At 29.5% G+C, this 24,028-nt stretch carries 18 protein-coding genes and 1 other annotated feature (1 of these 19 running past the window's edge); of the genes, 1 reads left to right on the top strand and 17 read right to left on the bottom strand.

What is annotated here, in order from left to right:
• Positions 1 to 78: a binding site (T-box leader), on the bottom strand; it reaches 171 nt to the left of the window's first position.
• A 69-nt stretch (positions 79 to 147) separates the two neighbouring features.
• From INR60_RS09050 to INR60_RS09020, 7 genes are all read right to left on the bottom strand, one after another.
• A complete protein-coding gene (locus INR60_RS09050) occupies positions 148 to 2,019 on the bottom strand; it encodes a glycerophosphodiester phosphodiesterase (protein ID WP_194191197.1) in 1,872 nt (623 codons plus the stop codon).
• 342 nt (positions 2,020 to 2,361) lie between these two features.
• A complete protein-coding gene (locus INR60_RS09045) occupies positions 2,362 to 2,754 on the bottom strand; it encodes a hypothetical protein (protein WP_194191196.1) in 393 nt (130 codons plus the stop codon).
• A gap of 248 nt (positions 2,755 to 3,002) precedes the next feature.
• Positions 3,003 to 4,019: a TDT family transporter gene (locus INR60_RS09040; RefSeq protein WP_194191195.1), complete on the bottom strand. Its 1,017-nt coding sequence runs from the start codon at positions 4,017 to 4,019 to the stop codon at positions 3,003 to 3,005.
• 562 nt (positions 4,020 to 4,581) lie between these two features.
• Entirely contained in the window at positions 4,582 to 5,469 is an 888-nt protein-coding gene (locus tag INR60_RS09035; RefSeq protein WP_194191194.1) for a DMT family transporter, read from the bottom strand.
• 170 nt (positions 5,470 to 5,639) lie between these two features.
• Entirely contained in the window at positions 5,640 to 6,110 is a 471-nt protein-coding gene (gene smpB / locus INR60_RS09030; protein WP_194191193.1) for an SsrA-binding protein SmpB, read from the bottom strand.
• 150 nt (positions 6,111 to 6,260) lie between these two features.
• Positions 6,261 to 8,495 carry a ribonuclease R gene (rnr, locus tag INR60_RS09025; protein WP_194191192.1) on the bottom strand — a complete coding sequence of 745 codons (2,235 nt, stop codon included), beginning with the start codon at positions 8,493 to 8,495 and terminating at the stop codon, positions 6,261 to 6,263.
• A 183-nt stretch (positions 8,496 to 8,678) separates the two neighbouring features.
• A complete protein-coding gene (locus tag INR60_RS09020) occupies positions 8,679 to 10,685 on the bottom strand; it encodes a sodium-translocating pyrophosphatase (RefSeq protein WP_194191191.1) in 2,007 nt (668 codons plus the stop codon).
• Between the two features lie 505 nt (positions 10,686 to 11,190).
• Here INR60_RS09020 and INR60_RS09015 point away from each other — a divergent pair.
• Positions 11,191 to 12,006: an IS1/IS1595 family N-terminal zinc-binding domain-containing protein gene (locus tag INR60_RS09015; protein WP_194191190.1), complete on the top strand. Its 816-nt coding sequence runs from the start codon at positions 11,191 to 11,193 to the stop codon at positions 12,004 to 12,006.
• A 400-nt stretch (positions 12,007 to 12,406) separates the two neighbouring features.
• Here INR60_RS09015 and secG read toward each other — a convergent pair whose 3' ends face one another.
• From secG to INR60_RS08965, 10 genes are all read right to left on the bottom strand, one after another.
• Positions 12,407 to 12,637 (bottom strand): preprotein translocase subunit SecG, encoded by a 231-nt coding sequence (secG, locus tag INR60_RS09010; RefSeq protein WP_194191189.1) that lies wholly within the window; start codon positions 12,635 to 12,637, stop codon positions 12,407 to 12,409.
• A gap of 153 nt (positions 12,638 to 12,790) precedes the next feature.
• Positions 12,791 to 14,086 (bottom strand): phosphopyruvate hydratase, encoded by a 1,296-nt coding sequence (gene eno / locus INR60_RS09005; RefSeq protein ID WP_194191188.1) that lies wholly within the window; start codon positions 14,084 to 14,086, stop codon positions 12,791 to 12,793.
• Between the two features lie 240 nt (positions 14,087 to 14,326).
• Positions 14,327 to 14,926, bottom strand: coding sequence for a protein kinase (locus INR60_RS09000; RefSeq protein ID WP_194191187.1), 600 nt, complete (start codon positions 14,924 to 14,926; stop codon positions 14,327 to 14,329).
• Positions 14,927 to 14,977: 51 nt separating this feature from the next.
• On the bottom strand, positions 14,978 to 16,228 hold the full coding sequence (locus INR60_RS08995; protein WP_194191186.1) for a sensor histidine kinase: 1,251 nt from the start codon (positions 16,226 to 16,228) through the stop codon (positions 14,978 to 14,980).
• A gap of 7 nt (positions 16,229 to 16,235) precedes the next feature.
• Entirely contained in the window at positions 16,236 to 16,901 is a 666-nt protein-coding gene (locus INR60_RS08990; RefSeq protein WP_194191185.1) for a response regulator transcription factor, read from the bottom strand.
• An 86-nt stretch (positions 16,902 to 16,987) separates the two neighbouring features.
• Positions 16,988 to 19,435, bottom strand: a complete 2,448-nt coding sequence (locus INR60_RS17355) for an FtsX-like permease family protein (protein WP_194191184.1) — start codon at positions 19,433 to 19,435, stop codon at positions 16,988 to 16,990.
• A 3-nt stretch (positions 19,436 to 19,438) separates the two neighbouring features.
• Positions 19,439 to 20,107, bottom strand: coding sequence for an ABC transporter ATP-binding protein (locus INR60_RS08980; RefSeq protein ID WP_194191183.1), 669 nt, complete (start codon positions 20,105 to 20,107; stop codon positions 19,439 to 19,441).
• 145 nt (positions 20,108 to 20,252) lie between these two features.
• Positions 20,253 to 21,785: a 2,3-bisphosphoglycerate-independent phosphoglycerate mutase gene (gene gpmI, locus INR60_RS08975; protein ID WP_194191182.1), complete on the bottom strand. Its 1,533-nt coding sequence runs from the start codon at positions 21,783 to 21,785 to the stop codon at positions 20,253 to 20,255.
• Between the two features lie 189 nt (positions 21,786 to 21,974).
• Positions 21,975 to 22,721 carry a triose-phosphate isomerase gene (gene tpiA, locus INR60_RS08970; protein WP_194191181.1) on the bottom strand — a complete coding sequence of 249 codons (747 nt, stop codon included), beginning with the start codon at positions 22,719 to 22,721 and terminating at the stop codon, positions 21,975 to 21,977.
• 100 nt (positions 22,722 to 22,821) lie between these two features.
• The gene (locus INR60_RS08965; RefSeq protein WP_194191180.1) at positions 22,822 to 24,012 is read right to left on the bottom strand and encodes a phosphoglycerate kinase; all 1,191 of its coding nucleotides are present in this window, start codon (positions 24,010 to 24,012) and stop codon (positions 22,822 to 22,824) included.
• Between the last annotated feature and the right edge of the window lie 16 nt (positions 24,013 to 24,028).

Here is a 24,028-nt window from a genome sequence, read left to right as displayed (position 1 = left end):
CTTCTCCTTTGGATCTCACCACCCCAAAGTCTCTTTGCTGAAGCTAAAAAAGTTACTCTTCCTAATCAACGGATTATCTATAATTCAATTCTTATACTATTATAATATCATATTTCTAAAAATATGCTACTATTTTTTAAAAATTATTTATATATTAGAAAATCTAGTTATACTTAAAACAGCCTCATAATACATAGTTACATAATCTAAATCCTTATCTTCTCTCATAGAGCTTTCTATATCTTTAACTAAAGGAACATTATCAGTTATTATATTATCAACCCCTAAGAAGATCATCTTTTCTATAGATTCTTCGCTGTTTATAGTAAATACGTGCACCCCTTTATTTAAAGCGTGAAGAGCATAAATAGTTTGAGGAGTCGCTAGAGTGCTCTCTATACTAAAGAAGTCTACGTGAAGTTTTTCAAAATCACCAATCGCCGCTAAAACTATATACCCTGTTTGAAGGGCTGGCTCTAAACTCTCTACTTTCATAAGAGAATCAAAATCTATAGATGTTATTACAACATCGTTTTTCATATCGTATTTATTAATTAAATCTAATACTAAAGGAACTAGATTATCATCTTTTCCCATAGGTTTAAGTTCAATATTTAGTTTGATTTTTCCTTTTGAATACTTTAAAATATCTTCAAGTTTTGGAATTCTTTCATTTTTGTATTCCTTACTAAAATAAGAACCTGCATCTAGTTTAGATATTTCTTCGTAAGTCAAATCTTTTATCTTTTTACTACTTCCAGCTATTCTTTTTAGGTTATTATCATGAAATAAAACGATCTCGTTATCTTTAGTTGTTTGTACGTCTATCTCGGCGTAATCAGCGCCCTGCTCTACTGCCTTTTTAATAGAAGACATAGAGTTTTCAGGTGCAGCCTTACTTGCTCCTCTGTGTGCTGTAATCATTATATCTTTATTAAATACCCTCTTAGAAATTACATTGTAACCATTAACAGAAGCCATAACTACAAACAAAACTACAGTAAGTAATATAGCAAGCTTTCTAAAGTTATTTAATCCCTTATAAATCTTGTTATCTTTGTAATCATACTTATCTTTTAAATCTCTTTCTTTAGTATCATCACTTCTTAAAGCGTAATAAAGTTCTACTAAATAAGAAACAAAGAGAGGTGTAGATATAAGTGAGAAAAATATAAACATCAAATAAAAAAGGATTACCATAATTCCTAAGAATATCATACTATAAATGCTTCTATTTCCAAGTATTTCACCAACAGCAGCCCCAGTAAAGATTACTCCTCCTGTAGCTATAGTTACAATTAAAAATATAACTATTATCCAAATTATAAATCCTCTAAAAAGCTTCCACTTATTTTTTTTATAGATTAAATAACTCTTTTTAATAGCAGCTCTTCCTTTTATTTTTTCAACTAAAAGGATTGGTATAGCTAGGCACCACCTAAAAAGTAAAATAACTAAAATTGCTATCCCTATAAAAAGTAAAGCCTTTCCTCCTAAAGTTTTTTTAAGTTCTATAGTTATAAAAGGTGGAATAGTAAAATTTCTAATTAAAGAACTGCAAAGTCCTATCCCAGTTAAAGGCCCTATAACTCCAGTAATTAAAACTAAAGGAATCATTCCTCTATCCATAGTATCTTTTAGCATAGAAAAGCTATTAAAAGCTCCATCTAAAAGTCTAACCTTTTCTCCGTTATGAGATTTCACTCCAATATAGGTAAGAGCTCCGATTTCAAAAAATATCATACAAAAGGAAATAACAACAACAATCCCGATGCAAATAATACCTCTAACGCTTAATGCAAAATCAATAAATTGACTATTTGAAATTGAAGTAAATCCAGAACTATTCATAAAATATTTTATAATAACGTAATTTATAGGCCAAAGAATAAATAAAGCTAAAAGCCTATAAAACATTTCAAAAACTAAAGTTTCCTTTAAATTAAACTTAAAGTTTAAAAAGGTCTTTTTAATTAAATTTATAACTTCTAATTTTTCTTTTTTAACCGTGTTATTCAAAGAGTTTTACCTCCTTTCATCAATAAATATGTATATATTAATATTATCATACTTAAGATAGATAAATATTACAAATTTGCGTTAAAAAGTCGCTTTAGCCACGATATCTAATAACCTCTCTTTTTTAATTTTAGAATCCTTTTTTAGATGTTACCCCCTAACTTTAATTAAACTGTATAATTTGTATTAAAAAAGTGGCTTCAGCTACGATATCTAATAATCTCTCTTTTTTAATTTTAGAATCCTTTTTTAGATCTTCCCTCCTAAACTTTTTCTAACTTTAATTAAACTCTATAAAATAAGTTAAAAAAGACACCTTCTTTTAAGAAGATGTCTTAACAACTAAGCTTTTTTTGAATTTTTAAATTCTAAGAAGCATCCCACACCTACAACAATAGTTGCAACTATCATAAGGTATAATCCTGCTCCTGATGGGTTTACGCTTTGACCAAATATAGTAACATTTTTGCTCATCATAAATCCAATACTTAATATAATGTTTAATATTCCTAATATTATGCTTAATACATTATTTCTTTTCTTTCCCCCAAATAATGTTAATATAGGATATAACATCGGTATTAATAATAAATACCCATCTTGTTGAAATCCGTTAGCACTAATAAATCCCATGTCTACCCACGGTAAAAATAATGATATAATTCCTAGTGCAAACCCTACTAGATATATTTTTTCCTCTAGTGTTTTGTTTTTTATAAAGTTGTTTTCTTGCATATTATGCCCTCCATTTCTGTCCCTTAGAGATTATATCACAAGATTTTCTGTTTACCAAATTATTCACTTTTATCCATAAAAACTAAATAACTTCTATTTATCCTAATATTAATTTTTTAAGATATAGTGCATTTTAACTTCATTATATTTTTAAACAAGAAAAACCAGTTTATATCTAAACTGGCTTTTACTTAAAACTTAATTTTCAACGTACTTTTTTTGACAACATGTGAATTTTTTGAAGTTGATTATTTTGAGTATAAAGAACCTGCAATTAGTTCTTCATCTTTTTCTAGTTCTTTTTCTAATCTTGGATTAATAGCTTTTACGAACATATTTAAGAAATTAATTAGTATAAATAATACTACGTAAGTTGCTATAAATATTTCGATATCACCCATTAATTTAAATATATATGATAGGTCCATTGAACCTAAACTAGCACAGTAGGCTGAAAGCTTATATGCAGCTAAAGTTGCTATCGCAAGGGGGAATGTGAAAGCTGCATATGCTGGCTTAAAGCCTTCCTTAAATAGTTTTAGGATATATCCATAAACTACTACTAAAAGAACTAACCCTGTTATAACTAGCCAAGCAAGCATTAAATTGCTTGGATTTTTCTCAATAGTCAGTATTCCAACAACCCCAAGAGGCGCTGGTGAGCAAATTATTCCTACTGTAGGTAAACTGTGATCATCTAGAATCTCACTTCTAAATACAATATATAAGACTACTGGTAGTAAAACAGTATAGAATATAAATCCAAACATCAACATAAAGTGTGCTATAGCTGGAATTTGTGGAATAACTCCATCCATCCCTTTACTAGCAACCGCTCCTGTGATCATACCTGTATATACTATAAAACAAGTAGGCATTACGTTTGCGAAATTTCTTTCTTTAATTCTTATTATTGTATAAAAAACTACTATTCCATAATGATAAACTACTGCTAAAATCCAAGCATAACTACAAATAACAGGAAATTTAGGATAAAAGTATCCAGATACTAGCCAAACAACCATACCAATTGTAGGATAAAATGTACCTGTTACAGGATTTTTTATTTCATTAATTACGACTTTGGGAAATCTAATCATTCTAATAAACATTAATGCAAGCATGCAACAAGCTATTGTTATTGCTACAGGCTTCAAATAATTTATCCCTTTTATTTGCCATGAATTGCTTAAAGTTATAAATGCCAAGCAAGTTCCACTAATTCCAATTGGCATCCTTTCTAATTTGTCTAAGTATCTTTTCATACCTTCACCTCAACTCTGTTTCGTTCTTATGTGTTAAGTATATTACCTTTATTTTAATAAGTAAAATATATCTATATTATATTAGTAATAGGTTTTTACCTATAAGATAGTGTTTCCAACACCTTTAACTTAAATTAAACTAAATTTTCTTACGAAATGTTATATTGTTTTGTTGTTTATGTTTAATTATTTTATAACAACACCATCCTATAACATTCCATTAGTTCAATTAAAAGGGTTTAATTTTATCTTACTTTCATTTAACAACACATAAATATAACATTTCAATAGCTTATTAAATTTATAATTATTTATAATTTAAATCATATATATTAAGCTAATATTATTAATAATTTTTTTATATACTTTTACTTTAGTTTATTTAAATTTCCATAACAACACTAAAGTATAACATTTCAATAGTTATTATCATTTTTTTAAATAAGTTCATATTACCTCTCTACTTTTCTATTTTATAATGTGTATTATTTATAATAGCTATTCTTTAAATCAAATAAAAAAGACTACCAAAAGGTAGTCTAAAAAATTCAAATATATATTTTTAATCAGCCTTTGCTAGCCATATAGCTGCAACGACTATTAGAAGCGCCCCAAATATTTGGAAAACTGTTAAAGTTTCTCCATAGAATATAAAACCAAATAAGCTTCCTAAAACAGGCTCTAAAGCAACTAAAACACTTGCAAGTCCTGACTCGATGTAGTCAGTAGCTTTAACGTATGCTATATTTGCTATAAATGTACTTAACACACCTATTGCTAAGATATTAATTACTATCATAGAAGGTGAAATGCTTGTACTTAGCGTATTTGATAATCCTTTAAAGTCAGTAAAGAATGCTAGAACTATAGTACTTGCTATAAATCCGTATATAAGCATACTGTCTTTAGTGTATGTCCCTTCAAAGAAACGTGGAATAACTATTTGAAGTGCAAAGATTATACCTGTTAATAATCCTGCAAATATTCCAACGAAGTCTAAATCAGCAATATTTGTTCCTAAAAGGTTAGCTATAAGAATTGAACCTATTATTGCAAGTGCAATAATAAATGCTTTTTTCTTAGATATCTTCTCTTTAAAGAATATTGCATTAAAAATCGTTACCCAAATAGGGTTTGTAAACATTAAAACTGTAGCTACAGCTATTGGAACTCTCTCTACAGCTATATTAAATGTTGTAAATGATAGTCCAAAGGCAACAATTCCGTATAATGAACTAATTATAATTCCTTTTAAATTAATATTAAAAGCCCCTCTATTAAAGATAGCTAAAAATATTGAGAATCCTACAGCTGCAATTAAGCATCTGAAAAATGAAATACTTGTTGGAGTGACCCCTGCGTTCGTTAAGTATCTACTGCTCACTCCCATAATAGCCCAAAAGAATGTAGCCATTACTACTAGCGAGATACCTATTTTTTTGTTGTTCATTAATTATCTTCCTCTCATCTTTTGATTGTTTTTTGTGACACCAATCTATTCTACTACATTTCTGATAACATTTACAAGGAAAAATATTACTCAAAATCTAGTAAATAGGTTTTTGCCTATATAATTAAAACAAGCTAGAATGGGAATACTCTCATAATCTAGCCTGTAATTTAATATCTATTTCTGTTTTTTAGTTCTCTTTCAACATCTCTTTTATGTGCTTTTTCTAAAAGAGAATCTCTCTTATCGTAATTCTTTTTACCTTTACATATACCTAAAGCAACTTTAACTCTTCCACCTTTAAGATATAACTTTAAAGGTACTAAAGTAAGTCCTTCTCTAGATACAAGCCCTGCAAGCCTTCCGATTTCTTGCTTGTGAAGAAGTAATTTTCTATCTCTTAAAGGATCTACATTAAATATGTTTCCCTGTTCGTACGGGCTAATATGCATTCCTCTAATAAATATTTCTCCGTTTCTAACTTCAGCATAACAATCTTTAAGATTCGCTCTACCTTCTCTTATAGATTTAACTTCAGTTCCTACTAAAACTAAGCCAGCCTCAATAGCCTCTTCTATAAAATAATCGTGTCTTGCTTTTCTATTTTCAGCTAAAGAATTAACATCTTTTTTTCTTGCCATTTTTTCCACCTACTTTACAGCACTAAATCTTTTTTCATTACTAATATCTAAAATTATAATATAGTTTTTATCTTTTAGCAATTAAGGTTACTTTAATAAAAAGTAAAATCAAAAGGATGTTAGATTAAAACAATCCAACACCCTAAGATTTTAAACTTCTTCTATCTCTTCTTCTTTTTCTAGTTCCTTTTTGATTGTAGCTTTAACTTCTGAACCTATGCTTTCTATAAGTTCTTTAGCTTCTTCCTCTTCTTTTTCTTCTTCGTCTAGAGGTTTTACTAAATCAAAGTAAACTTCTCTGTTTGCAATATCAACTCTACTACAAACAACTTTAACTTCGTCACCTAATCTGTAGATGTTCTTAGTTCTTTCTCCGATTAATGAAAGATGAGTTTCATCGTAGATGTAGTAATCATCATCTAAAGCTGTGATATGAACTAAACCTTCTATAGTGTTTGGTAACTCAACAAACATACCAAAAGATGTAACAGAAGATATTATTCCTTCGAATTCTTCTCCTATTCTCTCTTGCATGTATTCAGCTTTCTTTAAATCATCAACTTCTCTTTCAGCGTCTTGTGCTGCTCTTTCTGTTTCAGAAGATTGTCTTGAAGCGTACTCAACAGCTGCTTTAAGAGACTTTTCTCTTTCTGGATCTATTTTACCGTTAAGGTGTTCTTTTATAATTCTGTGTATTTGAAGGTCTGGGTATCTTCTTATAGGAGAAGTAAAGTGGCAGTAATATTTAGCTGCTAACCCGAAGTGACCTACACATTCTGGAGAATACTTAGCTTGCATCATTGATCTTAAAAGTAATGTGCTAACTACAGTTTCTTCTTTTTTACCTTTTACTTTTTCAAGTACGTCTTGAAGAATTTTAGGTCTAGTTTCTTGAGGCCATCTTATAGCGTAGCCTAAATTGTAGACAAATTCTTTAAATCTATCTAGCTTTTCATCGTCTGGATCTTCGTGAATTCTATACACAAAAGGAAGATCAGTCCAGAACATATACTCAGCTATAGTTTCATTACAAACAAGCATAAATTCTTCTATTATTTTGTTTGCAATAGCTCTTTCGTAAGGTTTTATATCTATAGGCTTACCTTGAGGGTTTAATATGATTTTTGATTCTTCAAAATCAAAATCTATAGCTCCTCTACCCATTCTTTTACCTCTAAGTATTTTTGCTAGTTCTTCCATCGCTAAGAAATCATCATAAAGATAATCGTATTTTTTAATTAGCTCTTCATCTTTATCTCTTAAAATCTTAGTTACGTCAGTATAAGTCATTCTCTCGTTAGTTCTAATAATACTCTCGTGTATTTCGTGGTCTAAAACTTTACCTTTATCGTTTATAGTCATTAAACAAGTTAAAGTTAATCTATCTACTTGAGGGTTTAAAGAACAGATACCGTTTGATAACTGTTTAGGTAACATCGGAATAACTCTATCTATAAGGTAAACTGATGTCCCTCTTTTTAAAGCTTCTTTATCTAGAGGATTTTTTTCACGAACGTAGTGAGATACGTCTGCTATATGAACCCCTAATCTATAATTGCCGTCTTCTAATCTTTCTATAGAAACAGCGTCATCTAAATCTTTAGCGTCTTCACCGTCTATAGTAACCATTCTAAGGTCTCTAAGGTCAGTTCTTCTTTTATATTCTTTTTTATCTATTTCTTCAGATATATTATCTGCAAAATTTAATACCTTCGCTGGAAACTCTTCTGGAAGTCCGTGCTTTTTGATAATTGTAAGTATATCAAGTCCAGCTTCACCTTTTTTACCTAAGATTTCAATAACCTTAGCTTCAGGACTTCTTCTTCTTTCAGGCCATTTAGTTATCTCGATTATAACTACATCACCGTCTTCAGCGTTAAGAGAGTCTCTTTTAGGAATAAATATATCTTGATTTATTCTCATATCTTCTGCAACTACAAAACCAAAGTTTTTGCTACTTTCGAAAACTCCTATCATAGTTTTGTTAGCTCTATCTACTACTTCTACTATTTCACCTTCACGCTTTTTACCTTTTCTATCTTCTCTAGTTATTTGTGCAATTACTTTATCTCCGTTCATAGCACTATTCATACTAGAGATAGGGATAAATACGTCAGCTTCCCCTTCAGCGTCTGGAATAACGAATCCAAACCCTTTGCTATGTGCTTGTAATTTACCTCTAACTAATCCAAGTCTTTCTGGAACAGCGTATTTTTCTTTTGCTGTTTTAACTATAAGACCTTCTTTTATCATAGTTTTTAAAACTTTTTTAAATGCTCTATATTCATCCGCTCTTATATCAAAAACTGATGCCAAACCTTGTATATCCATAGGTTTGTAAGCTTCTTCACGCATGAATTCTAGTAACGTTTGCTTTATTCCCATTAATTTTCCTCCGTTTATTATCTATATTACTTATTATATGCTAACCATATTTTTCTTATATTATTCTTCCTTACCTATATACTATCACATTTCTATATATTTCTATCTATTTTTCTTATATTTTCTATATAATATTATCTTTATTATTATAAACTTAACTAAATATTTTAATTTATATTTTCTCTAAAATAACAGTCCACCAATTTTCACTATAAGTGGTGCAAATACTAGAGATACTATTGTCATAAGCTTAATTAAAATATTCATAGATGGACCTGATGTATCCTTAAAAGGATCCCCTACAGTGTCTCCAACTACAGCGGCTTTATGAGAATCACTTCCCTTTCCTCCAAGATTTCCGCTTTCTATATATTTTTTAGCGTTATCCCAAGCGCCACCTGCGTTTGCCATCATTATAGCCATCATAACTCCAGTAACAACTCCACCTGCTATAAGCCCAGCTAAAGCTTCTGCACCAAGCACTATTCCTACAGTTAAAGGAGCTAAGACTGCTATTATTCCTGGAATTATCATTTCATGAAGAGCTGCTCTAGTTGAAATTTCAACGCATTTTGAGTAATCTGGCTTTTCAGTTCCTTCTAATATTCCAGGCTTTTCTTTAAATTGTCTTCTAACTTCAGAAACCATATTAACAGCAGCCTTTCCTACAGATTGCATTGTTAATGCTGCAAATAAAAATGGTAACATTCCTCCTATAAGAACTCCAACTAAAGTTAAAGGATCTAAAAGGTTTATAGATTCTAAATTAACAGCTTGAGTATATGATGCAAATAAAGCTAAAGCTGTTAAAGCTGCTGACCCTATTGCAAATCCTTTTCCTATTGCAGCTGTTGTATTTCCTACAGAGTCAAGCTTATCTGTTATTTCGCGAACTGATTCATCAAGTTCACTCATCTCAGCTATTCCACCAGCGTTATCTGCAATTGGTCCATAAGCATCAACTGCAACAGTTAAAGCTGTAGTAGACAGCATTCCTACAGCTGCTATAGATATACTATAAAGCCCTAAAATAGCATCTCCACCTACAGTAAAATAAGAAATAAGTATTCCAATTATTATTAAAATAATAGGAAGTACAGTAGATTTCATCCCGACTGCAAGTCCTGAAATAATATTAGTAGCCGCCCCAGTTTGAGACTCATTAGCTATTTCTTTTACAGATTTATAATCAGAAGATGTATAAATTTCTGTAATTTTCCCAATCGCTAAACCTACAACTACTCCTACAACTACAGGAACAAATAAATTTAAATCTCCAAATAAATATATACAAGCTAAAGCACCTATTGCTAAAGAAATAATCCCAGATATAGTTGTTCCTCTATTTAAAGCCTTTTGAGGGTTATCTCCCTTATAAGTTTTAACCCCTATAATTCCTATAAGTGATGCAACAATCCCAGCTGCTGCAAGAATCATAGGATAAATAGCACTTCCCTTTCCAATACTAGAAATCAAAACAGATCCAAGTGTTATAGCTGAAATAACAGATCCAACATATGATTCGAAAAGGTCTGCTCCCATTCCGCAAACATCTCCAACATTATCACCTACATTATCAGCTATAACAGCTGGATTTCTAGGATCATCTTCAGGAATTCCAGCCTCAACCTTACCTACTAAATCCGCTCCAACATCAGCAGCTTTAGTATAGATTCCTCCACCAACTCTTGCAAAAAGTGCTATAGATGATGCTCCAAGACCAAAACCAGTAATATAACTCGCCTCTAAATTAAAAACTATACACATTATAGATAGTCCTGCAAGTCCAAGCCCTACAACGCAAAGCCCCATAACAGCTCCGCCAGAAAAAGCGATATCTAACGCTTCCTTTATTCCATTTTTAGCTGCATTTGCTGTTCTTACATTTGATTTAACAGCAATCTTCATTCCTATAAACCCTGCAAGCATTGAAAATATTGCTCCAAAACAAAATGCTAATGCTGTTTGGTAATTTAAAAATACTAAAATCATCGTAAATACTATTACTATAAATACCAATAAATATGAATATTCTTTCTTAATAAATGCCATAGCACCCTCTTCTATATGGGTAGCTATTTCCACCATCTTTTCATCACCAGGATCCTTTTTTAAAATATCTTTAGACATAAAAAACAACACTATTAATGCACTAATCCCACAAACTAGGGGTATAATTAAAAGCTCCATTTTACTCACCTCTCATAATTATTTTTTTCTCTACATTTAAAATTATGATTTTAGATAAGTTTTATGCTAAATTTACCTATATTTAAAAAAGTTTTTTTACATATGTTAATTACTGTTTAGTTAATATAGTTTATTTTAAAATAAATAAAAAACTATTAAAATGTTATACCTTTATGTTGTTCTTTAGGTAAGTTTAAATATTTTTTATTTTTTTCATAAAGCTTATGAAATGTTATATCTATTTGTTGTTTATATATATTAATATACTTTCATATTATTAAAAAACTTCTAAAATGTTATACTTTGGTGTTGTTTGAGATGCATTTATATATTTTTGGACATTTTTTAACAAAGCTAACAAAATGTTATACCACCCTGTTGTTTGATTTATAGATAGCTCCTTAGATCATCCTAGTTACATAATATTTTTAAATTTCCCATCTATATTTATAGTTATCTGTTTAAACTCTTTGCTACTGGAAATAATCTTAGGTGAGGTGATTTTATGGATAAATCTAAAACTACTACCCTTAAAATATCAAATTGTCCTAAGTGCAACAAAACAGATATTATAAAGTACGGCAAACATGGAGAAAATCAAAGATTTAAGTGCAAATGGTGCAGCAAAACTTTCTCTCAAAATAAAGATGCTATAAACTTTAATTCTAAAAAAAATCTATCCACTTGGGAAAAATATTATACTCTTTTAATTGAAGGCGTACCTTTAAGGCAATGTGCTAAAATACTAAATATCAGTTTAGTTACTGCTTTTAAGTGGCGCCATATTTTTCTTAATGCAATTGATTCTAAATCAAATAATATTTGCATAGACTCTACAACTATTTTAAGGCATACACATTTTTTCTACAGTAAAAAGGGTGATAAAAATATCCCTGAAGAAGAAAAAGTAAAAAAGTACATTTACCGAAAGATGGATTCAAATAGGATTAGAAGTCACGTTGGTATAAACCTTACTGTTACTAATATATCTTTATCTAAAATAACTATTATAGGTAAGTTTTCTCAAACTAAAGCTTTAATTAATTTCAAAGAAAACTTTAAATTCAAATCTTATGATTATTTATTTGGAAATGATAGATTTTCTATTAATATTGCTAAAAAACTGAATAAGAACAATAATATCATAGAAATTAAAGATAAATTTAAAGAATGCTTCGAATCTTCTAGAGATTATATAGCTTATTTGCACCATTGGATAAACCATTTTAGGGGCGTTGCTACTAAATATCTTAACTTATATTTGCATCTATTTTCATGTATCTTTGATAAGAGAATACCAAAACTAATTAATTTTTTATAATTTACTATAAAGATTAAATATGACTTTACTTTTTAAAGCATCATCTAATCCACTAAATACAAATTCTAGGTTTAACCACACTATAGTATAACATTTCGATAGCTTCAGCTGTTTTTTATTTATATGACTTTAATGCATCTAAATTTAGCTTGTATGGATATATTATTATGAATCAAATTAAACTAAAAACACTATAGTGTAACATTTCAATAGCTGTACTCTTAAAACCTTAACACCTATGTCTAACAACAGAATACTATAACATTTCGTTAGTATTTTAGGATTACTATAAAATAATATCTGATTACTACTCCCATAAAAAATTTCTTTTGAAAATAATTTTTTAATATAAAAAAGCACCCTTACGGATGCTTAAACTTAACTTGGTTTCCCACACTTCTTAAATAAAATGTAAAACTAACGTATTTATTGCAAAAAGAAGCATAGATACAACTGTTACTCTTTCAAGTATAACTTCTTTTGTTCTCGCTTTATTCTTTGAGAAGAAAGTTTCGTTGCTACTTCCTTGAATAAGTCCGCTAAGCGCATCTGATTTACTTGGTTGCATTAAAATGCTTACTATAACAATTATGCCTAATATTCCTTCTATTAAGAATAATATATTTTGCATGGGAACACCTCCTATTATTTCTTATCGCAATTTTTCATAATTCAACTTAATAAGTATATCATAACATACTTTTTAGCGCTATACAATTTCCCAAATTTTTCATTTTACATATAAAAAAAAGGTAATGCGCCGTCGCATTACCCTAATTAATTCCTATTTTTTTAAGTTAAAGAATGCATCCATACCTCTGTATTCAGCAACATCATCTAACTCTTCACTAATTCTTAGAAGTTGATTGTATTTAGCAACCCTTTCTGATCTTCCTGGTGCACCAGTTTTGATTTGACCTGCATTAACTGCAACAACTAAATCTGCAATTGTTGTATCTTCTGTTTCACCAGATCTATGTGAAATTACTGCAGTGTATCCAGCTCTGTTTGCCATTTCTATAGCATTTAAAGTTTCAGTAAGAGTACCGATTTGGTTTAATTTGATTAAGATTGAGTTAGTTACTCCTCTTTCGATACCCATTTTTAATCTCTTAGTGTTTGTAACATATAAATCATCACCAACTAATTGAATTCTCTTACCTAATCTATCAGTCATGATTTTCCATCCATCCCAGTCTTCTTCTGCCATACCATCTTCTATAGATATGATAGGATATTTGTTTACTAGGTTTTCATAGAAATCAACCATTTCTTCTGGAGTTAATGTTTTTCCTTCATGTTTTAAAACATATTTTCCATTTTCGAAGAATTCTGATGAAGCAGGGTCAAGTGCTATAAACATATCTTTTCCTGGTTTATAACCTGCAGCATTTATAGCTTCAATTATAACTTCTATAGCTTCTTCGTTTGATTTTAAATCTGGAGCGAATCCACCTTCATCACCAACACCTGTTGAATATCCTTTATCGTTAAGGATTTTCTTTAAAGCGTGATATGTTTCTGAACACATTTTTAAAGCTTCTTTGAAGTCTTTAGCACCTACTGGCATAATCATAAATTCTTGTAAATCTACTGAGTTATCAGCATGTTCTCCACCGTTTATGATGTTCATCATTGGTACTGGTAAAACTTTTGCGTTTACTCCACCAACATATTGATATAAAGGTAAGCCTAAATATTTAGCTGCTGCTTTTGCAACTGCAAGTGAAACACCTAAAATAGCGTTTGCTCCAAGTTTTCCTTTATTTTCAGTTCCGTCTAATTCTATTAAAAGTTTATCGATGTATGTTTGATCTAAAGCATTTAAGCCGATTAACTCATCTGCTATTATGTCATTAACATTTTCAACAGCTTTTAACACTCCTTTTCCGTTAAATCTTTCTTTGTCACCATCTCTTAACTCAACAGCTTCATAAATTCCTGTTGATGCTCCTGATGGAACTGCTGCAACGCCTTCTGTACCATCATCTAAAGTAACCTCAACCTCTACTGTTGGGAATGATCTTGAATCTAAAATCTCTCTTGCTCTAATATCTACGATTTCTGCAAATTGTTTCATTATTTATACCTCCTGAAATTAAAACTATTTATAGTTTTAACTAATATTCTTCTCTTTATGTGTATTATATCTCTTCTAATTGATAATTTCAATCACTTGAAATAAAAAATCACTAAAAAGTTACAAAGTCTACACCTATTTCAAAATCATTATATCTTCTTCATTTTATTTACCCTTTTAATTTAAAGACGCAAAAATAGCCACATTATTAATAAAGCGGCTATTTTTAATGAAATAAAGTCATACTTCATACTCTATATTTTTCTTTTTAAAGTACTTGTCTAATTGACTTCTCCAATATTTACTTTTTTCTTCATCTATTTCTTCTATATGTGTTAAAAATACTTCTAGTAATTTAAGACTATTTAGTTTTTTCATAAGGTGCCTTGGAAAATCAACTCGTCTTGTATAGCATCCCTTAGGGTCTATCATCATTAATTTTCTATCCTTTGTTACGTATATATCTCTGCAGCGAGTATCAAGTTTTACAAAGCCTAATTTCTTAAACTCTTTAAGTAAATCATAAAGCTTTTTAGATATTTCTTTATCTAATCCGTTTCGCTTTATGTATTTATCTAGCCTAACTCCTTCTACCTTTTCTCTAATTATATAAAGCTCTCCTAAAAAATATATCTTTGGAAAATATTTTGACTTTCTAGTTCTCTTTAAAGTCATACCTTCAGCTTTGCATATTTTTTCTTTTAGAAAAATCTTTATAATTCTGTTATGAGGTAACTCGTAAACTATTCCGTTGTTTCCTTGACCTAAGTATTTAGCATCCTTTAAAAGCTTTTCTGTCTTTAAATCAAAGTCTGCTGAGTAAGCATAATTTTTTCTCATTTTTACTTCCTATATATTATTTCTCTCAATATATATTATTAGTAAATTTTCTTAATGTGATTCTTTTATAAATGTTATTATAAACTTACTTCCTTTTAAGACTTCACTAAAAACCTTAATTTCTCCTCCCATATTTTTTAATATGTTTTTAGTTAAGTATAGACCAATCCCTATACTCTTAGGGTTAACTTCCTTATTATCACCTTTATAAAACCTATCAAAAATCTTATTTAAATTTTCTTTTTCAATCCCTATTCCGTTATCTTCTATAATGATCTTAGTTTGAAGTTTAGTCTCTATTATATCTAAACTTATATATCCATTAGGCCTCGTATATTCTATACAGTTTTTAACTATATTACTTAATGCCTCTTCAAGCCATTTATCATCACAAACTAAATAAACCTCTTCTTTTAAATAGAGATTTATACTTATATCTTTTCCTTTAGCTAAATCCCTAAATGAATTTTTGATTCTATATAATATATTGTTTAAAGATTCATTTTTCTTATTAAACTCTATAACATTTGCTTCAAGTCTTCCAGCTTTTAAAAGATTTTGTATAAGCCAGTCCATCCTTTCTAGCTGTTCTTCACATTTATCTAAAAATAATCTTTTTTGCTCTAACGGCATACCCTCATTTTCACTTAGTAAATCATTAAACATAAAAAGTGATGCTAAGGGAGTTTTTAGTTGATGTGATATATCTGCTAGATAATCTTTTAAATAAAGTTTCTCATCCTCCAATCTCTTTAACGTCAAATCTACTCTTTCTGTCATTTTGTTAAACCTATCAGTTAGGATATATATTTCTCCTTCTTTGTAGATATTTTTTATAATTTTAGATTTTCCCTCTATTACTTTTTCTGTTTCTTTTGCTAATTTTGAAAAATAATTATAAATCTCTTTAAAAAGATTAAAGGAAATAAAGTAAGCACCTATTATAATTAATGTTATTATCACTATAACTTTTAATAACATATTAAATCTAAATTCTTTTAAAATATCATTACTACTAAGTTCTAGCTCTTTATTATATCCGTAAGAATTTAATATTTCTTTCCCTCTATTAATATCTTTTGAGTCTGGAGTTTCATAAAAGTTTTTAACTATCTCTCCAGTAGATTTACCACTATTTATACTTGAAATTATGCTAGCATTTTGATTTATTAAAGATTCATTTAATCCTTTTATACTACTTTCTATAGCAATAACCCCTATAATTATCCCCAAAATCAAAACTATACTTATTTTAAAAGTCAAAGTCTTAATCTCTTTATTTCTAAACATCTTATAAAACATAATTCACCTACTTATTAAGCTTGTAACCAAGCCCCCTAATCGTTTGGATATAATTTTTTTCTCCAAGCTTTTCCCTAAGTCTTTTTATATAAACAGTTAATGTTTTTTCTTCTATAAAATCTCCTTCAATATCCCAAAGATTTTCTAATAATTGCTTTCTTGATAAAACTTGTCCTATATTTTCTCCAAAATATAATAATAGCTTGTATTCTCCAGAAGTTAAATTTATCTTTTCACCTAACTTCTTAACTTCACACCTTAAAGGATTGATACTAATATCTCCAAATCTTATTATCCTATTATCAAGTTTTTTCTTTTCTCTTCTTCTTAAAACCGCATTTATTCTCGCAATTAATTCTCTAATTCTTATAGGCTTTGTCAAATAGTCATCTCCACCTAAATCTAACCCTAAAACTATATTAGCTTCCTCATCGCAGGCTGTTAAAAATATTATAGGCGTATCTAAATCTCTTCTTATTTCTATGCAAAAATCAAAACCATTTCCATCTGGAAGTGTAATATCTAAAAGTATTAAATTTATATTATCTAAAAGGCTTTCTCTAGCCTCTTTTAAACTCTTTTTATTTATAACTTCAAATCCTTCATTTTTTAAAGTATACTCTATCCCCATTCCTAGAGTAACATCATCTTCAACAAGTAGTATTTTAGCCATTTTATTCACCTCATAGTATATTTTACAATACTTTCTATTAATTATAAAATTAAGGCTACCTATAAAATTTTAGGTAACCTTATAATTTAATCTTCTTCTCTAAGACCTTCTACTATAGATATCTTTTTTAATTTATTAAGTGGTGGCACACTTGCTAAAAGGGTAATTAAAATAGAACCAAAAATCGAAATTAAAAATGGAATCACTTTATAAAAATCACTTTTAGTTTCTACTATACCTACCGAAACTACAAATAAACTATCCGTAAATTTCAATAACACTAAAGATATAATTCCTCCAATTATTGAGGCAAATATACCATAAAAAGCACCTTCTAATAATACTATTTTTCTTAGCTGCTTATTTGTTAAACCTATTCCTCTTAAAGTAGAAAATTCTCTCTTTCTTAAAATCACATTTGTTCCTATAGTATTAAATATATTTATAACAGAGATTAAAGTAATTATTATAATAAATGAATATACAAATAAGGACATAATGTCATAAATTCTTAAAGTATTCAAAACTTCTTCTTTAATATTCATATATTTAATATCTTTATTTTTCATAAATCTATCTTCAATATTTGAAATTTCTTTATCAGTTAAATTTTCATTATAAGAAAATAATACCCCATTAATATCTAAGTCATTAAATTCTTTATTATATAATTCTTTTGGCATAATAATCCCTATATTAAAGAATTGGCTTCCTTCATTTATATCATTTTTATTTAATATGTCTTTAATCTTAAACTTTTTACTATTCCCATCTTTATCTTTAAATGTTATAGTGTCTCCTATTTTATAATTAGTAAGTCTTTCAAATACTCTTTTTTTATCTTTTATATAAGTTGTAGTATCTAAAAGTATTATTTCATTATTTTTTACCATTTCTTTAAGATCATATTTTTCTTTGCTATTTTTAGATATAAAACTAAACATCTCTTCATTTCCAGAACTTACGTCCACCCCTTGTTTTGGCTCTACAAAACCGTTATTTAAATCTTTAATTTTAAATGTTTCTTTAGCCCTTGTAGTTAATTTATCTTTTTCTAAAGATAAATTAATATAGTCAGACACAAAACTTAATCTATTTTCTATTCCTTCAGTATTATAAATATAATTTATTACATCCTTTGATAAACCGTTTTTATCTTTTTCTTTAGCTGTTACTTCTGCTTTAAATTCACTTACTCCATACATCATCTTAACTTCTGATTTTATCTCTAAAATAAGACTAGTAAACACATTAAATATTATAATTGATATAGTTAAAGCTAAAACTGTTACTATAAACCTCTTAGGGGTTCTTTTTATATTCTTATACGCTATATTTCCCTCAATTTTAAATATTTTAGTTATTAATTTAGCATTTCTTCTTTTAAGTTTTTCTTTTCTATATTCATTTGAATTTTTTATAGCATTAACTGCACTTATTTTAGATACATTTCTAGCTGGACCTAAAATAGATATAAATACAGTAAGTAAAACTATAATAACCGTTAAAAATACAATTTCTTTATAAAATCCTATACTTATTTTAAAATTTATTATTCCTAAACTCCCGACTAAAATATTCACTAAAAATACTAAAGATAAATACCCTATAATTATTCCAAGAGGGATAGCGATTAAACACATTAGAAATCCTTCTTTAAATAATATTAGTTTCATTTGTTTCCCTGTTATACCTATAGCTTTAAGTACTCCAAACTCCCTTATCCTCTCTATAATAGATAGATTAAATGAATTATAAATAACTGTTATAGTTGATAACATGATAAGACCTATAACTATAATTGCAATTCTCGTCATAGATTTAGGTAAACCATCTTTTGAAGAAAGAGTTATAAGTTTTTCATTAAACCCTATATTATTTATCTCTTTTGTACTTAAACCTGCTTCTTCCCCTATTTTTTTAGCTTTAATTTTAGCATCTTTATTATCTTTTAAATTTATATATAAATCATACTTTTTATCTTTATCTAACTTATCATTATCTAATGAATAAATATTTGATATATTATTATTAGTTGTAACAAAAGGCTTATAAAAACCAACTATCTTAAATTCTTTTCCGCCTCTTAATTTTATTTCTTCATTAATTTTATATCCTTGTTCTTTCGCTATATTGTTTTCTATAATTATTTCACTGCTGTTTTTAGGAAGATTTCCTTTTACTATTTCATTACTAAAGATATTATTAAAAGCATTATTCGAATACTCCTTTATTAAAAAATCAATTTTTCCATCTTCACTTTTTGAAATAGCTTTAGTGGATATAGAATAATTATCTAAAACTCTAGCGTTATTTATTATTTTAAAAAGGCTTTTTGAACTTATATCATTATATAAAATTTCAAAGTTACTATTTTCTCTTTCTTTACTTATAAGACTATCTCTAGTACTTAAAATAAAAGTCCCTATAGCAAAGATTATTATAGTAGCTAAAGTTATCCCGATTATAGTTAATATATTTCTCCTTTTATTTATCTTAAAGTTTCTGTTACTAATTTCAGTATAATTTTTCACAGTTTACCCCTCCGTAACTATCCCATCTTTTATCCTTATAATCCTGTCTGCTTCCTCTGCAATATTTATGTCGTGAGTAACTACGATTATTGTTTGGTTATACTTTTTAACTGAAACTTTCAAAAGTTCTAAAACTTCTTTAGAATTTTCACTATCTAAATTACCTGTAGGTTCATCTGCTAAAACTATTAAAGGTTTATTTATTAAAGCTCTAGCTATAGCTGCCCTTTGCTTTTGCCCTCCTGATAATTCTGAAGGTAATGAATCTTCTTTACCTTCTAAACCTAGCGTTTTAATTAAATTTTTTTTATAATCTTTATCTACTTTTCTACAATCTAAAAGAACTGGCATTTCTATATTTTCTTCAACAGTTAACATTGGTATCAGATTAAAATCCTGAAAAACAAATCCTATATTTCTTCTTCTAAAAATAGCTAGTGGATTCTCTTTTAAATTATATATGTTTTCATTATCTATAATAACTTCTCCTGATGTAGGAAAATCAACACCTCCTATAAGTTGAAGCAAAGTGCTTTTCCCAGAACCTGATGCCCCTATTATAGCTATAAATTCACCTTTATTTATTTCTAAATTTGCATCTTTTAAAGCATAAGTTAAATTATCCTTCTTTCCATAAACCTTATTTAAATCTCTAACTTTTATTATCTTCATATTTACCCTCCTAAAGCTTTTATTTAACTTTATACTTTAATATTACATTTTAAATATTACCTTAGAATTACTTCATTTACTACAATTTAGTAATAAACGCAAAAAACCACCTCAAGAAATCTTGAGGTGGTTTATATTGTTTAAATTATTTGATTAAAGAATGTCCTGTCATTTCAACTGGTTGTTCTAATCCCATTTCTCCTAGCATTGTTGGTGCTATATCTGAAAGTTTACCGTGCTCTAATGTTTTACCTGCTGTGTGGTTTGAAACCCAAACAAATGGTACTGGCATAGTTGTGTGAGCTGTAAATGGATTTCCTGTTGAGAAGTCTATCATTTTTTCAGCGTTTCCGTGGTCAGCTGTTATAAATAATGATCCATCTTTTTCTAATATTTTATCTACTACTTTTCCTACACACTCATCAACTGTTTCGATTGCTTTAACAGCTGCTGGGATAACTCCTGTATGTCCTACCATATCTGGGTTTGCGTAGTTTAAGATTATCATGTCATATTTATCGCTATCTATTCTAGCTAATAACTCATCAGTTACTTCGTAAGCGCTCATTTCTGGTTTTAAGTCATAAGTAGCTACTTTTGGTGAAGCTATTAATGCTCTATCTTCGTTAGCGTTTGGAGTTTCAACTCCTCCGTTAAAGAAGAATGTTACGTGAGCGTATTTTTCAGTTTCTGCTATTCTTAATTGGTTTAATCCTTTAGCTGAAACGAACTCTCCTAAAGTATTAGTTAAAGTTTGTGGTTTAAATGCAACTTTTACACACTCAAAAGTTTTATCGTATTGAGTCATTGTAACGAAAGTTAAGTTCATTTTTTCAGTTTTGAAACCTTCGAATGATTTTTCAGCTAATGCAGCTGTAAGTTCTCTAGCTCTATCTGGTCTAAAGTTGAAGAATATTACTGAATCTCCATCTTTAACTTTTGCAACTGGGTGTCCATCTTCCATTATTACGCATGGTAATACGAACTCATCAGTTTTGTTATCGTGGTATGATTTATCGATAGCTTCAAGAGGGCTATTTGCAGTTTCACCTTCACCTTTAACGATAGCGTTGTAAGCAAGTTCAACTCTTTCCCATCTGTTATCTCTATCCATAGCGTAGTATCTTCCGCTGATTGTTGCGATTTGACCTACTCCTACTTCTTTCATCATATCTTCAGTTTTAGCTATAAACTCTTTACCTGATGATGGTGCTACGTCTCTACCATCCATAAATGCGTGAACATATACTTTTTGTATTCCTTCATTTTTAGCGAATTGTAATAATCCTCTTAAATGTTCTATGTGAGAGTGAACTCCCCCGTCAGATAAAAGTCCCATTAAGTGAAGTGCTGTGTTGTTCTTTTTAGCGTGTTCCATAGCATTTTTTAAAGCTTCGTTTTCGAAAACTTCTCCGTCAGCCATAGCTTTAGTTATTCTAGTTAACTCTTGGTATACAATTCTTCCTGCACCTATGTTTAAGTGTCCAACCTCTGAGTTACCCATTTGTCCTTCTGGAAGACCAACAGCCATTCCTGAAGCTTCTAAAGTTGTGTTTGGATATTCCTTCATTAATCTATCTATGTTAGGTTTTTTAGCTAATGATACTGCGTTTCCTTCTGAAGCTGCTTCTAAACCGAAACCGTCCATTATCATTAACATTACAGGTTTTTTAGTCATAATCTCTACCTCCATTTATTTAAAAACAATCAAGTACATCTTAATATTAAATTTCTCTTTTTGTACCGTTTTTATTATACTACAATAAAATTTCCATAACAATAAAAAGCAATAGTTATGAAAGAATTACTATTCAATCATGACTATTGCTTTTTTAGTTAAATCTACTAATAAATCTAAGATTTAGGATTAATAGTTAACGATAGCAGCAAAGTCTGAAGCTACTAAACTAGCTCCACCAACTAAAGCTCCGTCAATGTCTGATTGAGCCATTTGCTCTTTTATTGTTCCTGGTTTAACTGATCCACCGTATTGGATTCTTACTTTATCAGCAACTTCTTTACCGAACATTTCAGCTACAACGTTTCTTACAGCAGCTATAGTTTCGTTAGCTTGTTCTGAAGTAGCAGTTTTACCAGTTCCGATAGCCCAGATTGGCTCGTAAGCGATAACAACTTTTTCAGCTTGCTCTTTAGTTAATCCAGCTAAGTCAGCTTTGATTTGTCCAGCTAAAACTGAAACGTAGTTTCCTGATTCTCTTTGCTCTAAAGTTTCTCCACAGCAAAGGATAGGAGTTATATCGTGTGCGAAAGCAGCTTTAACTTTTAAGTTACAAGTTTCGTCTGTTTCGTTGAAGTATTCTCTTCTTTCACTATGTCCGATTACAACGTACTCGATTCCCATAGCTTTAAGCATTACTGGTGAAACCTCTCCAGTGAAAGCTCCTTTTTCTTCAAAGTGCATGTTTTGAGCAGCAACTTTAACGTTTGATCCTTCTGCAGCTTTTAAAGCAGCATCTAAGCATACGAAAGTTGGGCATACTACTACATCACAAGTAGCATCTTTCACTAATGGTTTTAATTCGTTTATCATTTCTACAGCTTCTGCTGGAGTTTTGTGCATTTTCCAGTTTCCTGCGATTATTGGTTTTCTCATTTAATTCACCTCTATAATAATTTACTTATTTAGTAAATTAGCCATCCAAAATATTCTCTTCCGGATGGCCAATATTAATTTATAAAAACTATTTTTTAAATTAGCTGTTTAAAGCATCGATTCCTGGTAATACTTTACCTTCTAAGAATTCTAATGAAGCTCCACCACCTGTTGAGATGTGAGTCATTTTATCTCCGAATCCTAAGATGTTAACAGCTGCAGCTGAATCTCCACCACCTATAATAGTAGTAGCGTCTGATTCTGCCATAGCTTTTGCTACTGCAATAGTACCTTTGTTGAAGTTATCGAATTCGAATACTCCCATAGGTCCATTCCAGATAACTGTTTTAGCTTCTCTTACAGCATCAGCATATATTTCTTCTGTTTTAGGTCCGATATCTAATCCCATGAATCCAGCTGGAATGTTTTGATCTTCAGTTACTACTGCTTCAACATCTTTGAACTCAGCAGCTACTCTGTGGTCTACAGGTAATAAGAATTTAACACCTTTAGCTTCAGCTTTATCGATCATTTCTTTAGCGTAGTCTAATCTATCAGCTTCAACTAATGAAGTTCCGATTTCATATCCTTGAGCTTTTAAGAATGTGTAAGCCATTCCTCCACCGATGATTAATGTATCAACTTTTTCTAAAAGGTTGTTTATAACGTTGATCTTATCTGAAACTTTAGCTCCTCCTAAGATAGCAACAAAAGGTCTTTCTGGTGCTTCAACAGCGCTTCCTAAGAATTTTAATTCTTTTTGAATTAAGTATCCGCAAACAGCTGTATCTAAGAATTCAGTAACTCCTACTGTTGAACAGTGAGCTCTGTGAGCAGTTCCGAAAGCATCGTTAACGAAAACGTCAGCAAGTGAAGCTAATTCTTTAGAGAATTCTTCTCCGTTTTTAGTTTCTTCTTTTCTGAATCTTGTGTTTTCTAATAAAACAACGTCTCCATCTTTCATATCAGCAACAGCTTTTTTAGCATTTTCTCCAACAACGTTGTCGTCAGCTGCAAAAACTACTTCTTTACCAAGCATTTCGCTTAATCTTTTAGCAACTGGTGCTAAAGAGAATTCTTTTTTAGCTTCTCCTTTTGGTTTACCCATGTGTGAGCAAAGGATAACTTTTGCACCATTATCTACTAAGTATTTAATAGTTGGAAGTGCTCCATTTAATCTATTTTCATCAGTTATAACGCCATCTTTTAATGGAACGTTGAAGTCACATCTTACTAAGACTTTCTTACCTTTAACTTGAATATCTTCTACAGTCTTTTTATTGAAGTTCATCTCATTCACCTCTTAT

It is taken from the genome of Clostridium chrysemydis, assembly GCF_015234215.1.
Lineage (GTDB): Bacteria > Bacillota > Clostridia > Clostridiales > Clostridiaceae > Clostridium > Clostridium chrysemydis.
The sequence above is the reverse complement of the archived record's forward strand: the minus strand, read 5'-3'. Positions and strand labels throughout refer to the sequence as shown.

Excerpts from the sequence above, each read along its gene's own strand:
- gpmI (WP_194191182.1), bottom strand. The coding sequence starts at position 21,785 with ATGACTAAAAAACCTGTAATGTTAATGATAATGGACGGTTTCGGTTTA.
- tpiA (WP_194191181.1), bottom strand. The coding sequence starts at position 22,721 with ATGAGAAAACCAATAATCGCAGGAAACTGGAAAATGCACAAAACTCCA.
- smpB (WP_194191193.1), bottom strand. The coding sequence starts at position 6,110 with ATGGCAAGAAAAAAAGATGTTAATTCTTTAGCTGAAAATAGAAAAGCA.
- INR60_RS09040 (WP_194191195.1), bottom strand. The coding sequence starts at position 4,019 with ATGAAAAGATACTTAGACAAATTAGAAAGGATGCCAATTGGAATTAGT.
- secG (WP_194191189.1), bottom strand. The coding sequence starts at position 12,637 with ATGCAAAATATATTATTCTTAATAGAAGGAATATTAGGCATAATTGTT.
- INR60_RS08980 (WP_194191183.1), bottom strand. The coding sequence starts at position 20,107 with ATGAAGATAATAAAAGTTAGAGATTTAAATAAGGTTTATGGAAAGAAG.
- INR60_RS09045 (WP_194191196.1), bottom strand. The coding sequence starts at position 2,754 with ATGCAAGAAAACAACTTTATAAAAAACAAAACACTAGAGGAAAAAATA.
- INR60_RS08995 (WP_194191186.1), bottom strand. The coding sequence starts at position 16,228 with ATGTTTTATAAGATGTTTAGAAATAAAGAGATTAAGACTTTGACTTTT.
- INR60_RS09000 (WP_194191187.1), bottom strand. The coding sequence starts at position 14,926 with ATGAGAAAAAATTATGCTTACTCAGCAGACTTTGATTTAAAGACAGAA.
- INR60_RS08965 (WP_194191180.1), bottom strand. The coding sequence starts at position 24,012 with ATGAACTTCAATAAAAAGACTGTAGAAGATATTCAAGTTAAAGGTAAG.
- INR60_RS09020 (WP_194191191.1), bottom strand. The coding sequence starts at position 10,685 with ATGGAGCTTTTAATTATACCCCTAGTTTGTGGGATTAGTGCATTAATA.
- eno (WP_194191188.1), bottom strand. The coding sequence starts at position 14,086 with ATGAAACAATTTGCAGAAATCGTAGATATTAGAGCAAGAGAGATTTTA.
- INR60_RS08990 (WP_194191185.1), bottom strand. The coding sequence starts at position 16,901 with ATGGCTAAAATACTACTTGTTGAAGATGATGTTACTCTAGGAATGGGG.
- rnr (WP_194191192.1), bottom strand. The coding sequence starts at position 8,495 with ATGGGAATAAAGCAAACGTTACTAGAATTCATGCGTGAAGAAGCTTAC.
- INR60_RS09015 (WP_194191190.1), top strand. The coding sequence starts at position 11,191 with ATGGATAAATCTAAAACTACTACCCTTAAAATATCAAATTGTCCTAAG.
- INR60_RS09035 (WP_194191194.1), bottom strand. The coding sequence starts at position 5,469 with ATGAACAACAAAAAAATAGGTATCTCGCTAGTAGTAATGGCTACATTC.